The following is a 13,734-nucleotide window of genomic DNA, read 5'->3' on the forward strand; positions in this document are numbered from 1 at the left end:
TCATATTGTTTTTATTGGTTGTTGTCATAACTGTTATAGGGGTGGGCAAACTCAGGTGTCACCACTCCGGGAGATAAAAGAACTTGTAATTCCTTCACCTGAGTACCCCTAATACGTGCCACCATCATCTGGGCAAGCTGCTGACCAATTTGCTGGGGCGGTGCTTGCTGTATGCTGGTGATCCCCAGGCTGGCGGATAGCTCATCTAGGGGAGTATCACAGCCCACAACTTCTACTTTGTGGGCTGTATTATGTAAGCGCAGAACGGCAAGGGCTGCGCTGCGTGCACCTGTGCTGGTTAAGCAAATGAGTGCGCTAATCTTGGGGCGCTGTAGCAGGAACTCAGCACAAGCTATGTAGGTTTGTTCCTCATCAAAACCAAGGTGTAGAAAATCTTCAGTTTGAAGCTCTATGCCATGTTGTAGGGCTTCATCCTGAATGCCGCGTAAACGTTCCTTGGCAAAAAAGTAGCGTTCGCTGACACTCGCTACGCCAATATGCCGATGGCCTTGCTCGTATAAATGTTTGAAGCTAAGTCGACCAACTTGATAATTATCCAGATCAAGCCATGGAAATTGTGCGGCTCGCTCCGTTCGGCCATAACACACAAAGGGCACGTTCAGCTTTAATAGACGATGGACTTTTGGGTCATTTACTCGAGTGCGAAGGAGAAGAAAGCCTTCTTGGTCGCCTGCTTTCACAAAGCGCTCAAATTCGCTTAATTCTTGTTGGCCGGTATCAATGGCGGCAACTTGCAACAAATAACCTGCTGCTTGGAGCGCCTCTCGAGTACCTGCCAATACCTTCGAAAGAATGGGGTCGAGATACTGGTCTTCCTGATGAGGAATGATCGCTGTGATCACTCGCTTCGCCTGAATCCAGTGAGCTGTGTCCACATCTTTTAACTGATAGCCCTGTCGCGCGGCTTCGGTTAAAACTCGTTTCTTAGTGCTTGGGCTGATATCCGGATAATCATTTAATGCCCGCGAAACGGTGGAAACTGACAGCTTTAATTGTGTTGCAATTTCTTTAATAGACATCTTGTCATGCGCACTCTAACCATTCTTGTTGTTATTACTACTGTCCATCATTTAAAACTTGTTTTAAAGTTTTATCGTGCAGTTTGTGATCAGCATAGGATGACGTTAGAGGCGAAAATGTTTCGGTGCAAGGGTTATTTTACGCCTCTTTTTGGGGCGTTCTGGCGGCGTTAGGTCGTCGGTCGTTGAAAGGCATCCCTTGCTTCGTCAATGGTTTTACGTAAATCACACTGGAGTTCATGGTCATTAACTAATCCCATGGATTGCATAAAAGCGTAAAGGGTTGTGGGGCCTAAAAACTGCCAGCCACGCTTTTTTAACGCCTTGGCAAGGGCGATGGATTCTGGGCAGGTGGTTTGACTGTTAGGTTGGTAAGACGGCTTGATGTCGGGTTCGAAGCGCCATAAAAAAGCCGCGAGGGAGCCTTCTTCTACCACCATTTCTTGAGCTCTTTTAGCGTTATTGATCACGGCGAGAATTTTGCGTTTATTGCGTACTATGCTTTTGTTTTCCAGCAATGCTTGCACATCCATTTCAGTGAACTGCGCGACCTTATGGAAATCAAATTGAGCGAAAGCGAGTCGAAAGCTTTCGCGCTTGGCCAAAATGGTTCGCCAACTTAAGCCGGATTGAAAGCTCTCTAAGCAGAGTTTTTCAAAAAGCTTTTGATCATCGGCAACAGGAAAGCCCCACTCTTCATCATGATAATGGGGGAAATCGGGAGCGCTGGTTGCCCACTGGCAGCGCTTGGGTTGGGGTAACGAAGCCATTAGCTTGCCTTCTAATGAAGTTATTGGGATATTGATAGCACCATAGGCTGACCGATTCGTTTACACAAGCGAGGCATTGGTTAAAAAGAGGGGCACTGCGAATGCTAATACTAAAACCCAATTGTGAATGTTGTGACAAAGATCTACCACCTGCTTCCACACAAGCCATGATTTGTTCTTACGAATGTACTTTCTGTGCGGACTGTGTAACTGATGTACTCAAGGGAATATGTCCGAACTGTGGTGGTAACTTCGCCCCTAGACCGATCCGTCCTGCCAATAAATTACTCACAGCACCCGCTTCGACGAAACGTGTTGTCGCCCCTTGTGAGTAAGTTTTTCTAATTTAAATCAAGCGTTTTGATAAACTCCAGGACTTCCTCTGCACGCATAGGTTTTGCGTAAAGATAGCCTTGTCCATAGTCGATACCGAGCCGAGAAAGTACTTCAAATTGTTCTGCGGTTTCCACCCCTTCTGCGGTGGTTTCTAAATCTAAGGTACGGGCAAGTCTTGCAATAGTGTCGACAATTGCGGAAGAGGTGTCTTCGCTTTCTTTGGCTAATAAGGTGACGAAAGAGCGGTCGATTTTTAGCTTATCTAATGGAAAAGTATTCAAATACGCGAGAGAAGAAAAGCCTGTACCGAAATCGTCGAGTGCAATGCGTACGCCGATATCACGTAACTCATTAAGTAATATTAAAGTCGAAGCACTATCCCCCATTAGGGTAGATTCGGTGAGTTCTATCTCTAATCGATTCGGCGCAATTTGAGTACTCTGAAGAATGTTGTTTACTTCGAATATGATGTCAGAGCGCTCGATTTGAATAGCCGATACGTTAACCGCAACCCTTAAATCACTGGGCCAAGAGCAGGCTTCTGTACAAGCTTGTTGCAAAATCCAACGTCCTAATGGCACGATCAGGCCACTTTCTTCAGCAAGAGGAATGAAGTCGATAGGTGAGAGCAAGCCCCGTTGTGGATGGTGCCAACGAACTAGGGCTTCGAAGCCCGTAAGCTTACCATCGATTAGGTTGATTTGAGGCTGGTAAAACAACACAAATTCGCCTTTGTTTAAGCCTCTTCTCATATCATTAAGCGTCGATCTTTTCAGTTGCGCTTGTTCCTCCATTTGAGGTGTGAAGAAGCGTAAGGCATCGCGGCCACACGCTTTCGCCGCATAAAGGGCTAAGTCTGCTGCCTTTAATAAATTTTCAACACATTGCGCATCTTGGTGAGCAATTGCGATGCCTATGCTGGCATGAACATCTAGTTTATGACCACCGCTGTTCCAGGGTTTACTAATACGGTTGAGTAGGGTTTGGCCAAACTCAGCAAGTTCTTCTGGCTTTAGAGGCTCACGAATGATTAGGGCAAATTCATCGCCCCCTAATCTCGCTAACACAGCTTGCTCGGGTAGTATGTTGGTCATTCTGCGAGATACCGCACGCAGTAAATCGTCTCCTGCGGCATGACCAAGGGCATCATTGACCGCCTTGAAATTATCCAGATCAATTAAGAATAAGGCGCAAGGCGTGGTGGGTGAGGTGTAAAAGCGGTTTAGCTGATCCGTCAAATGATGGCGATTTGCAAGCCCTGTTAATGAATCTACATTGGCGAGGCGCTGCATTTCTCGGGCAGATTCGTAGTTGTTGGTAATATCTGAGGTAACACCACGCCAGCCACAAAAATTGTCATGAGCATCTTTTAGTGGCTTTGCAGAAAATGACCACCAAAGAGGTGAGTGCTCGGATTTAATGGGTAGAATGAGGTCGTTAAAAGGGCGATGGCCGTTTAAGGCATTCGTAAAGGCCGCTAGGTTACGTTTGTAGTCGGCCTCAGAGTCATCAACGAGTGCTGTGATGATGTTTACATAAGAGCGATTCAACAGCTGTTGAGCACTACTTCCTACCGCTTCAGTCAAGCGTACAGAGACGTGGCTCAGCGTACCTGATGCATTGGTTTCCCATAGCCAATCACTGGCTTTTTCCTCAAAATCGTTGAGTAATAGGCCCACAGTTTCACTTTGTCTTATCACTTCTGTTTCTGCGTCAAAGGCTTCTATTTGCTTTCTGGATGAAGCAATAACGGCAACGCTTAAGTAAGCACCGTAAAATAATGTAAGGGGGCTGATTAAATCAAACCTGTGCGCTGGCATTACCGAAATGGCGACCGCAAAAATGATGCATAAGGGTAGCGTCCATAAAATTCCAGCCAAAGGTAAGCTGGATAATTGCCAGGCTCCGGTGGAAATAAAGCCTGCCACGACGGCCATTAAGACAATTCGATGAGGGTCTGAAAAAGTGTAGAAAAAATGTGTGAATAAGATAGCGTATAAGGTAGAGAGAAGAGTAATAAAGCAGAGAGAAATGATAGTCAGCTTCTTGCTTACTAAACGCAATTCAGATGGACGACTGTGGCTATACCAGATATATAAAAACCACGCGCCGCTCAACATTAAACTGACAGACCAAGAGATGAGACAAACAATATTCGCAGTTTCCCACGAGATGTACATAGCAATAGGAGCAACCAAATAGGTTAGCAAGCCAAACATGAGCAGTTGTTGTGCGATTAATCTAAACTGTCTGTGTCGGTAGGCGTCAGACAACTCTAAAACAAAACCATATTTCGACGACTTATGATTTGCTGACTTCATATTAGAACGATCCGTATCCTGCAATATATATGGTTAACTTGTGCTCGAAACAAAAATAAGCGGCTATTTGTTTTCGTTATTCATAATACAATTACCTATTGTACAAGCAATAGAATTCCTTTGTCGTTATATTATGTATTGAAATTGGCTTGTGCCATTAAATTAAAGAGAGTGAGTGGTATCTTTTGAGGTCGGCATCTTAGTAGTAACAACTTAATTAAAGGGCGAATAATTATGATTACTAAATATTCTATATTAGCGTGTACTGCTGGACTGGTCTTAAGTCTTAATGTTGCAGCTGCGCCTTCATTGAATGAAATGCAAGAATGTCAGGCGGTGCTTGATTTTGTTGTGGGTAAAACATCGGACATGGCAAGCGTCTACCCAGAGCAGGATTTGCAGGCAGTGCGTGAAGGTTTAGTGGCTTATAATGATTTCATTCAACAAGATATCATGACGCCCGGATTATTGGCTTACAGTAACAATGATGCCGAAAAGGCCGCGACTTTACAGCAACAGATAGATGCTTATAAAACGAGTGTGACAGCGGGCTTATCGACCCGATACTCACAACAAACCTTGATAACGGACTATGCGGTTGTCATCAACGGGTGCGCCAAAAAAGCTCTGCCACCTTCATCATCCGACGTCGCATTATTAAAGCGTTCGTTAGAAACCATTATTCAACTCGCCCAGCAATAATCTGATAAATGCCGATTATATCGAAATCTGCATTGCTCATTAGCCTTTGTGCCATTAAAGTTAACCTCTTAAAATTTTACATAAATCGAACTTCGGGGCGGGGTGAAATTCCCCACCGGCGGTGATTTTATTGTCCAAGGTGCTTCCTTGCTTTAAACAGCCCGCGAGCGCTTAGTTTTTCTATTGAATGGAGAACTAAGGTCAGCAGATCTGGTGTGACTCCAGAGCCGACGGTTACAGTCCGGATGATAGAAGTCGACCAAGCAAGCAGCCTTATGCCCACTATGGGGAATAAGGCTGCTTAGAGCGTTATGTGCTCTCGTTACTGCTTTCAATAGAAGGTGGGACGCTTGGTATATTCCTCATCACCCCTGTACATCTTACTGAACTAGGAGAAATTTAAGATGGCAGGTACATTTTTTATCATGGTGGCATGTTTCACATGGGCCCTTGATACACTCATACGCTACCCATTACTGGGAGCAGGTTATTCAACCTTACAGATAGTGCTAATAGAGCACTTGACCCTTGTCTTAGTGACTGCGCCACTTTTATGGCGTTATCGAGATACTTTTCGTCATTTGTCTAAGGCGTCGTATGGCTGTTTGTTTTTTATTGGCGGCATAGGCTCGGCTGTCGGTACTCTCGCTTTCACGCAAGCATTCGCTTATTTAAACCCAACGGTGGTGATTTTGTTGCAGAAGCTGCAGCCGATCGTTGCGATTTTATTGGCTTATGTGTTTTTAAAAGAGCGTATCCAGGTCAATTTCCTGCAATGGGCAGCAGTCATTCTCGGTGGGAGCTTTGTAATGATGTGGCCCGATTTACTTAAGCTTAAAGCGGCCCAGTGGCATTACTCCAGCGACAGCGTGAGTATCTTGAAAGGCTATGGCTATACCTTGGTCGCGGTAATTGCTTGGGGGGCGGCAACTGTTTGCGGTAAGTATTTGTCTCATCAAGGTGTTGCTGCCAATGCCATTATGTCTGGGCGCTTTCTCGCTGGCCTCATGGTGTTGTTGCCATTAGCGTTAATAGATGCGGAAAGCCTTCGCCCTATGCTTACCAAAGACTTAGGCTTAGCCATTGTAATGGCTTTATTGAGCGGCTTAATTGGTATGTGGTTCTACTACCGTGGGCTAAGGACGGTACCGGCACAAATGGCGACTCTGGCCGAGTTGTCTTTCCCTGTATTTGCTGGGGCGATTAACTGGTTATTTCTCGATATGGGGCTGACGAGCTACCAAATTGTTGGTGGCTTAATGCTAATATTGGGCAATATTGGCTTACGATTGAAAGAGCTAAGGCACAGCGCCTTGGCTTCTCAAGTCTAAACGCCATTTTTAAACAGCAGAGCACAGCAAGGAGAAAAGCATGACACAGATAAAAACCGCCTTTATTGGTTTGGGCGTAATGGGCTACCCAATGGCTGGCCACTTATCTGCTCAAGGGCATCAAGTATGTGTGTACAACCGTACGGCGGGCAAAGCGGAACAATGGACCCAAGATTATGTTGGCTCATTTGGTTTAACACCAAAAGCGGCGGCATCGGATGCTAACCTTGTTTTTATGTGTGTTGGTAATGACAACGATGTGCGCCAAGTCGTTTACGGAGAAGAAGGCGTTCTTGCTGGTATGCAAGCAGGGGATATCCTTGTGGACCATACCACCACCTCTGCAGATTTAGCGTTAGAGCTGGCAGAGGCCTGCCAAAAAGTTGGCGTAGCCTTTATTGATGCGCCTGTGTCTGGCGGCCAAGTTGGTGCTGAGAATGGCAAGCTCACGGTGATGTGTGGTGGCTCTGAGCAGGCCTTTGCTAAGGCTCAAGGGGTTATGCAGGCATACTCACAGCAAGTACAAAGAATGGGCGATAACGGACAAGGCCAGCGCTGCAAAATGGTTAACCAAATATGCATTGCAGGGGTTTTGCAGGGGCTAAGTGAAGCCCTGTTGTTGGCTGAAAAGTCAGGCTTAGACATTGCGCAGGTGGTTGATACATTACAACATGGTGCTGCGGGGTCTTGGCAAATGGTGAATCGTTTAGAAACCATGGCAAAAGATGAGTTCGATTTTGGTTTTGCCATTGACTGGATGCGAAAGGACCTGGGGATCTGTTTAGACGAAGCGAAGAGCAAAGATTTGTCATTGCCTTTAACTGAGTCTGTTGATCAGCGTTATGCCGCACTGCAGCAACAAGGCATGGGGCGCTTAGATACCTCGGTGCTGGTGCGTTCTTTAAAGGCTTAGGCTGTCTCAAGGCCTAAAATCTTGCTGTGGTTTTATATTTCATCATAGCGCTTATATTCAAAGACTCCGCTCTAGGAGTCTTTTTTATTTAAGCTGTTGATTTTATGGTATTTTTTTGTCGTTAAGTTTTCTTGCAAAAAAATATCAAATAATCTGTAACATTCTTTCATTTCTGACGTCTAATCTTTAATCCCTAAAGTTTTTAAGGTCTATTTCAAAATAGACAAAGACGAGTTGCCTTGGAGTCTCGAATGAAAAAAATTGCATTGTTGGTGTTGATCGCGGCTATCGCCGCTGGTTTTTTCTACTTTGATTTGCACCAGCTGTTAACCCTAGAAGGGTTGAAGTCTGGCTTAGTTCAGTTTGAAGAGTGGCGCAGTGCTAGCCCTGTGTTAGTAGCAGGCGTATTCCTCTTGCTATATGTTGCAGTCACTGCGCTATCTCTGCCTGGGGCTGTGATTATGACCCTTGCTGCGGGCGCTTTATTTGGCTTGTTCTGGGGCACAGTAATTGTCTCTTTCGCCAGCAGTATTGGTGCAACGTTAGCCTTTTTAGCGTCTCGCTACTTACTACAAGATTCCGTACAAAAACGTTTCGGTGATCGATTGAAAGCCTTTAATGAAGGCGTTGAGAAAGAAGGCGCTTTTTACCTGTTCACTCTACGCTTGGTACCGGTTTTCCCTTTCTTCTTGATTAACCTTTTAATGGGATTAACTGCACTACGTGCTTTTACCTTCTATTGGGTGAGCCAACTTGGCATGTTAGTGGGTACCGTCGTTTACGTGAACGCGGGTACTCAGTTAGGTCAGCTTGAAAGCTTGTCCGGTATCTTGTCACCAGGCTTGTTGTTGTCTTTCGTATTGTTAGGAGTGTTCCCATTGATCGCTAAGAAACTACTTGATGTCATCAAAGCACGTCGTGTTTATGCCAACTTCACGAAACCGAAAAAATTTGATCGTAACCTAATTGTGATCGGTGGCGGTGCTGGTGGTTTGGTAAGTGCTTACATTGCTGCCGCAGTAAAAGCTAAAGTGACCTTGATTGAAGCCCATAAAATGGGTGGAGACTGCTTAAACTACGGTTGTATTCCAAGTAAGGCGATCATTAAAAGTGCCAAAGTTGCCCAGCAAATGCGTCATGCTGAAAAGTATGGACTAGAAGCGAGTCAACCTAACTTTTCTTTCAAGAAGGTGATGCAACGAGTTCACGATGTAATTGCCAAAGTAGAGCCCCATGACAGCGTTGAGCGTTACACCAACTTGGGCGTAGACGTGGTGCAAGGTTATGCAACGATTGTTGACCCATGGACAGTAGAAATTAAGCTCAATGACGGTGGCACTCAGCGTCTAACAGCGAGAAGCATTGTCTTAGCGACGGGTGCTCGCCCATTCGTACCACCGATTCCAGGTCTTGATGATGTGGGCTACTACACCAGCGATACCCTGTGGGAAGAGTTTGCCAAGTTTGACGAGCCACCGAAACGCCTAGTGGTATTGGGTGGTGGTCCAATCGGCAGTGAATTAGCGCAAAGTTTTGCTCGCTTAGGTTCTACTGTCACACAGGTTGAACGCTCATCACGCATCATGATTCGTGAAGACGAAGAAGTGTCTGAACTTGTACAAGAAAGCATGCGTGCCGATGGCATCAATATTCTTACTTCTCACAATGCAATCCGTTGTGAAAAAGAAGGTGATGTGAAGCGTTTGATCGTTGAGAAAGACGGGCAAGAAAGTGTGATTGAATTTGATGCCCTGCTATGTGCCGTTGGTCGTGAAGCGCGTTTAGAAGGCTATGGTCTAGAAAACCTAGGCATTGAAACCAAGCGTACCATAGTCACCAATGACTATTTGGAAACCTTGTTCCCGAATATTTACGCTGCAGGAGATGTGGCTGGTCCATATCAGTTTACCCATGTGGCGGCACATCAGGCTTGGTATGCGGCTGTGAATGCTCTGTTTGGTACCTTCAAGAAGTTCAGAGCGGATTATCGAGTGATCCCTTGGGCAACCTTTGTTGACCCAGAAGTTGCACGAGTTGGTTTAAGTGAACAGGATGCAAAAGAACAAGGCATCGCTTACGAAGTTGTACGTTATGGCCTAGATGATCTGGATCGTGCCATTGCCGACAGTGCGGATCACGGCTTTGTGAAAGTATTAACAGTTCCGGGTAAAGACAAAATTTTGGGTGTGACCATCGTTGGTGAGCATGCGGGTGACTTGTTGCCTGAGTTTGTATTAGCGATGAAGCATGGCCTTGGGCTTAACAAGATCCTTGGCACCATCCATACCTACCCAACTTGGGCAGAATCTAATAAATATGCGGCGGGTGAATGGAAGCGAGCTCATGCCCCTCAGGGTGTGCTGAACTGGCTAGAAAAATACCACACTTGGCGTCGAGGTTAAGTTTATGAAGAACTGGTTGTTAATTCTCTGTGCGTTGTTTGGGTTGCAGAACGCTGCCCAAGCAGCCAACCAATTTGATCATTCTGCTTGGGACACTCTGTTACAGCAGCATGTTGTGTTGATTGAAGGCGGCAAGGCCAGTCAGGTTGACTATCAAGGCTTTGCAGATGATAAAGCCAGCTTAAATACTTACTTAAAAGCCCTAGAGCAGGTGTCTCAAAGTGAGTTTGATGCTTGGCCAAACCAAGATCAGTTAGCGTTTTTGATCAATGCTTACAACGCTTGGACCGTCGAGTTGATTTTAACAAAATGGCCTAACTTGAAATCGATTAAGGACATAGGCAGCTTTTTTAGTTCTCCTTGGAGTAAAGAGTTTATCCCTTTGTTGGGGGGCAAACGCTCTTTGGATGATATTGAGCATAAGCTGATTCGAGGTTCAGATCGTTACAACGAACCACGTATTCACTTTGCGGTTAACTGTGCCAGCATTGGTTGTCCTGCCCTTGCGAATCAGGCCTTCCAAGGGGATAACCTAGAAGCATTGCTAGAGAGCCAAACTCGCCTGTTTCTTGCTGATTCATCACGTAACCGACTCGATGGCGACACTTTAGAGCTATCTTCGATTTTCAAATGGTACCGTGAGGACTTTGAGAAAGGCTGGAAAGGGTACGAATCTCTGGCCGCCTTTGTATACGACTATCGTGATGTTATGACGCTAACCCCTGAAGCAGAACAAGCGTTAGCAAACGGCAAAATCGATATCGACTTCTTGAGTTACGACTGGGGCTTAAATGTTAAGCGCTAAGTACGCAATGTTGAGGCAGGGTTAGGCTGTGGGCGCTGATTTACAGGCTTGGTTATTATCAGGCCAGTTATCGCCAGCTTGGCTGATGCTTGGCGTTATTCTGCTGTCCTATTTGTTAGAAGATTTAGCCATAGTGACCGCAGCGGCTCTAGCTACGCAAGACTTAATGTTACCAAGTCTTGCGTTACTGGCGATCTTCATTGGTATTGCCAGTGGGGATTTAGGCTTATATGCCCTTGGCCGATATGGCCAGAAAGTTCGGTGTTTACGCTATCGGGCACTCACCAATCGGCATTTCAAAGTGGTCAGTCAAAAGCTGCATCACAGAGCCTTTTGGAACTTATTTGTGATTCGCTTTATACCGGGATTAAGAACCGTGGGCTTTACACTAAGTGGCTTTTTCTCGATTCCGGTTGGTTTGTTTTTATCTGCCGTTTTATGCGCTACCAGCTTATGGACCGGCGTAGTGTTTGCCATTATTTATTATCTGGGCACCAGTGTTTGGTCTCAGACGAGTCAATACCAATGGCTAATTATTCCCATCGCATTGGGGGTGTTGTTTTTGGTCAATCGACTTGTAAATCAATCTTTGTCACGAGGCTTGTCATGAGCACAATGTTAGGCAATAAGTACATTGCCGCCAATAAAATTAACGCTGGTATGCCACTTCTGGAAGAAGACGGTAAACGTACCATTTCACCCTATGAGTTTTTGCCCGCATGGTTTTTTTACACGCCAGTTGTGTTGCAAAGTCTGGCTCAGGGTATACGTTACGGTAACTTCGCATTGCCTTTGGTCGCAAACCCCGGCATTCATCTAAGTGGTATGGTTGGGGAGTCAAAGCATGACATTTTGAGTCTGGCTGGGCCGATTGCTCAGCCTTGGATTTCTCCTTTTATTACACTAACCAAACAAGATGAGACGTCAGTCGAGACTCAAAAAGACGCCGCAATCGAGGCTATGGAGAAAGCTCAGTTAACTTTCCCTGTGGTGGCGAAACCTGATTTAGGCTGTCGAGGTGTTGGGGTTAAATTGCTGCAGAACGCCAGCCAACTTGAAGACTATATCCAATCTTTCCCTTCACAAGCCCGTTATTTATTGCAACAAAAAGCACCGTATCAAGCCGAAGCCGGTGTGTTTTATGTGCGCCAACCGGATGAAAGCAAAGGCAAAATCATCTCCATTACCTTGAAGTATGCGCCAAGTGTTCTGGGGGACGGCATTCACACTCTTAAAGAGTTGATCGAAGCCTCACCACGGGCTGGGCAATTGAGTCATTTATACCTGCCAAGGCACACAGATAAATTAGATTGGATTCCTGCCGCAGGGGAAGAGTTTCAACTCGCGTTTGCTGGCAGTCATAGCCGTGGCTCTATCTTCCGTGACGGCAACCAGTATATCTCTGCTGCGCTGACTGAAAAATTGGATGAAGTATTGGGCGATGTCGAGGGTTTCTACTACGGTCGGTTGGACATCAAATTCAAAGATATTGAAAGCTTTATGGCAGGGCAAGATTTCACCATTTTAGAAATCAATGGTGCCAGCAGTGAAGCGGCCCATATTTGGGATAGAAACACACCGCTGAAAGAGATTTTTTCTACTTTGCTGATGCAATATCGAATCTTATTTCAGATTGGAGCAAAGCAAAGAAAGCTTGGTCATAAAGTACCGACGTTAAAATCATTATTGACCGCTTGGCGCCATGAAAAAGGGTTAACAGAACAGTACCCAAGTACCGATTAATTATCTTTTTAGGCTTGGATAAGCCGTATGTAAACAATGGATTTTCTATGTTAGTAGCACTAAACGACACCTCTAGAGCAGATGATCAACAGGCGATATTGCCTGTTCAGCAAGGTTGTCTTGATACACTAGAGCAAGGTTATAAATTTTTAGCCTCTTTGAATGATGAGCAATACGGCTATGTGGCCGCGCCTCATGTAACCAGCTCTATTGGTGAGCACTTCCGGCATTTACTGGATGTCTTCCAAGCCATTATTAAGGGCGCTAACACCATTGATTACAACCTACGTCGCCGTGGTCATGCCGTTGAAACCTCACGTACTCTTGCTATGGATGAGATGGTAGCGATTATGGAGTGTTTATCTGCTAAGTCGAGTGCTGAGCTTAAAACCCCAGTGAAAGTGATCTCGGAAGTGACCTTGAGCGAAACCCAAAGCTGTGAAATGACGTCGAGTTTAGAGCGTGAGTTTACCTTTGCGGCCTTGCATGCCAGCCATCACTTTGCCATGGCAAAGGTGACAATCAGCCTGCTCGATCAAGAGTGTGAAGGGGTGGATGAAAACTTTGGCATTGCTCCCGCCACTTTGACCTATCTGAAGGGGCAATAAATATGTGTTCCGTTTCTTGGCGACTCGATGAGCAAGGTTATCAGGTATTTTTTAACCGCGATGAGCAAAAGACTCGTGCTTTAGCCTTGCCGCCACAGCAACTGTTGGTGGATCAAGTGGATGTACTCATGCCCATTGATCCAGCAGGACAAGGCAGCTGGATTAGCACCAATGAGTTTGGCTTGTCCCTTTGTCTATTGAATAACTACCAAGGCCAACTACCAAGCGGTCGCTTAACCAGCCGAGGGCTATTGTTAAAACAACTTTCCTGTGCGAATAACTTGGGCACTTTGCGAGAGCGTTTCAACAAGATCAATTTAAACCATTTTGCGCCATTTATTTTATTGGCCTTTGCGCCAGACTTAACGCAAAGCAATCCGGATGTGTGGAGTTATGAGTGGGATGGTGAGGCGTTGCAAATCAAGCTGACTCAAGCACCACGCTTTTCATCTGGGGTAGACCTTCCACGTGTCGTGGCTTATCGAGAGCAGGCGTATGCCTTATGTGGAGGTTCGACGCAGGATCATATTGATTTTCATCGTCACCACCACAGCACAGAGCCCCATTTGTCCGTTTGTATGCATCGCCAAGATGCTCATACCGTTAGTTTTACCCAGATATCCGTTACGAAAGGGCAGCAGCGAATGCATTATGTTGCTGGCTCTCCTTGCGGATGCCTTAATGAGTCTTCACTTGTGAAGAACACGTATCAAATTTTAAAACCCGCTGCCTTGGTCAGTTAATATCAGCCCATATTTAATAG

Annotated in this window: 13 protein-coding genes and 1 riboswitch; of the genes, 10 read left to right on the forward strand and 3 right to left on the reverse strand. The window is 45.7% G+C overall.

What is annotated here, in order from left to right; translation table 11 throughout:
• Positions 1-11 precede the first annotated feature (11 nt).
• Positions 12-1,040: a LacI family DNA-binding transcriptional regulator gene (locus ACUM5Y_RS08920; protein WP_445976524.1), complete on the reverse strand. Its 1,029-nt coding sequence runs from the start codon at positions 1,038-1,040 to the stop codon at positions 12-14.
• 170 nt (positions 1,041-1,210) lie between these two features.
• Entirely contained in the window at positions 1,211-1,810 is a 600-nt protein-coding gene (locus ACUM5Y_RS08925) for a DNA-3-methyladenine glycosylase I (RefSeq protein WP_445976525.1), read from the reverse strand.
• 101 nt (positions 1,811-1,911) lie between these two features.
• On the opposite strand from ACUM5Y_RS08925, the gene ACUM5Y_RS08930 reads away from it, so the two are divergent.
• Positions 1,912-2,145, forward strand: coding sequence for a DUF1272 domain-containing protein (locus tag ACUM5Y_RS08930; protein WP_445976526.1), 234 nt, complete (start codon positions 1,912-1,914; stop codon positions 2,143-2,145).
• A gap of 6 nt (positions 2,146-2,151) precedes the next feature.
• On the opposite strand, the gene ACUM5Y_RS08935 is transcribed toward ACUM5Y_RS08930, so the two are convergent.
• Positions 2,152-4,467: a putative bifunctional diguanylate cyclase/phosphodiesterase gene (locus tag ACUM5Y_RS08935; RefSeq protein WP_445976527.1), complete on the reverse strand. Its 2,316-nt coding sequence runs from the start codon at positions 4,465-4,467 to the stop codon at positions 2,152-2,154.
• A gap of 234 nt (positions 4,468-4,701) precedes the next feature.
• Here ACUM5Y_RS08935 and ACUM5Y_RS08940 point away from each other — a divergent pair, with 234 nt between their 5' ends.
• From ACUM5Y_RS08940 to ACUM5Y_RS08980, 9 genes are all read left to right on the forward strand, one after another.
• Entirely contained in the window at positions 4,702-5,169 is a 468-nt protein-coding gene (locus ACUM5Y_RS08940; protein ID WP_445976528.1) for a hypothetical protein, read from the forward strand.
• A gap of 83 nt (positions 5,170-5,252) precedes the next feature.
• Positions 5,253-5,430, forward strand: a riboswitch (FMN riboswitch).
• 143 nt (positions 5,431-5,573) lie between these two features.
• Positions 5,574-6,500 (forward strand): DMT family transporter, encoded by a 927-nt coding sequence (locus tag ACUM5Y_RS08945; protein WP_445976529.1) that lies wholly within the window; start codon positions 5,574-5,576, stop codon positions 6,498-6,500.
• A gap of 40 nt (positions 6,501-6,540) precedes the next feature.
• Positions 6,541-7,413: an NAD(P)-dependent oxidoreductase gene (locus ACUM5Y_RS08950; RefSeq protein ID WP_445976530.1), complete on the forward strand. Its 873-nt coding sequence runs from the start codon at positions 6,541-6,543 to the stop codon at positions 7,411-7,413.
• A gap of 251 nt (positions 7,414-7,664) precedes the next feature.
• The gene (locus ACUM5Y_RS08955) at positions 7,665-9,815 is read left to right on the forward strand and encodes a dihydrolipoyl dehydrogenase family protein (RefSeq protein WP_445976531.1); all 2,151 of its coding nucleotides are present in this window, start codon (positions 7,665-7,667) and stop codon (positions 9,813-9,815) included.
• Between the two features lie 4 nt (positions 9,816-9,819).
• Positions 9,820-10,620: a DUF547 domain-containing protein gene (locus ACUM5Y_RS08960; protein WP_445976532.1), complete on the forward strand. Its 801-nt coding sequence runs from the start codon at positions 9,820-9,822 to the stop codon at positions 10,618-10,620.
• A 28-nt stretch (positions 10,621-10,648) separates the two neighbouring features.
• On the forward strand, positions 10,649-11,230 hold the full coding sequence (locus ACUM5Y_RS08965) for a DedA family protein (RefSeq protein ID WP_445976533.1): 582 nt from the start codon (positions 10,649-10,651) through the stop codon (positions 11,228-11,230).
• Positions 11,227-12,363, forward strand: a complete 1,137-nt coding sequence (locus ACUM5Y_RS08970; RefSeq protein WP_445976534.1) for a D-alanine--D-alanine ligase — start codon at positions 11,227-11,229, stop codon at positions 12,361-12,363. Before ACUM5Y_RS08965 ends, ACUM5Y_RS08970 begins: the two co-directional genes overlap by 4 nt.
• Before the next feature lie 47 nt (positions 12,364-12,410).
• A complete protein-coding gene (locus ACUM5Y_RS08975; protein WP_445976535.1) occupies positions 12,411-12,971 on the forward strand; it encodes a DinB family protein in 561 nt (186 codons plus the stop codon).
• 2 nt (positions 12,972-12,973) lie between these two features.
• Positions 12,974-13,714: a hypothetical protein gene (locus tag ACUM5Y_RS08980; RefSeq protein WP_445976536.1), complete on the forward strand. Its 741-nt coding sequence runs from the start codon at positions 12,974-12,976 to the stop codon at positions 13,712-13,714.
• Positions 13,715-13,734: the final 20 nt, after the last annotated feature.

The organism is Marinomonas dokdonensis (assembly GCF_052747885.1).

What these genes read in the sequence shown, in the direction of transcription:
- ACUM5Y_RS08950 (WP_445976530.1), top strand. Translation starts at nt 6,541, where the DNA reads ATGACACAGATAAAAACCGCCTTTATTGGTTTGGGCGTAATGGGCTAC.
- ACUM5Y_RS08930 (WP_445976526.1), top strand. Translation starts at nt 1,912, where the DNA reads ATGCTAATACTAAAACCCAATTGTGAATGTTGTGACAAAGATCTACCA.
- ACUM5Y_RS08935 (WP_445976527.1), bottom strand. Translation starts at nt 4,467, where the DNA reads ATGAAGTCAGCAAATCATAAGTCGTCGAAATATGGTTTTGTTTTAGAG.
- ACUM5Y_RS08940 (WP_445976528.1), top strand. Translation starts at nt 4,702, where the DNA reads ATGATTACTAAATATTCTATATTAGCGTGTACTGCTGGACTGGTCTTA.
- ACUM5Y_RS08955 (WP_445976531.1), top strand. Translation starts at nt 7,665, where the DNA reads ATGAAAAAAATTGCATTGTTGGTGTTGATCGCGGCTATCGCCGCTGGT.
- ACUM5Y_RS08970 (WP_445976534.1), top strand. Translation starts at nt 11,227, where the DNA reads ATGAGCACAATGTTAGGCAATAAGTACATTGCCGCCAATAAAATTAAC.
- ACUM5Y_RS08925 (WP_445976525.1), bottom strand. Translation starts at nt 1,810, where the DNA reads ATGGCTTCGTTACCCCAACCCAAGCGCTGCCAGTGGGCAACCAGCGCT.
- ACUM5Y_RS08975 (WP_445976535.1), top strand. Translation starts at nt 12,411, where the DNA reads ATGTTAGTAGCACTAAACGACACCTCTAGAGCAGATGATCAACAGGCG.
- ACUM5Y_RS08960 (WP_445976532.1), top strand. Translation starts at nt 9,820, where the DNA reads ATGAAGAACTGGTTGTTAATTCTCTGTGCGTTGTTTGGGTTGCAGAAC.
- ACUM5Y_RS08980 (WP_445976536.1), top strand. Translation starts at nt 12,974, where the DNA reads ATGTGTTCCGTTTCTTGGCGACTCGATGAGCAAGGTTATCAGGTATTT.
- ACUM5Y_RS08945 (WP_445976529.1), top strand. Translation starts at nt 5,574, where the DNA reads ATGGCAGGTACATTTTTTATCATGGTGGCATGTTTCACATGGGCCCTT.
- ACUM5Y_RS08920 (WP_445976524.1), bottom strand. Translation starts at nt 1,040, where the DNA reads ATGTCTATTAAAGAAATTGCAACACAATTAAAGCTGTCAGTTTCCACC.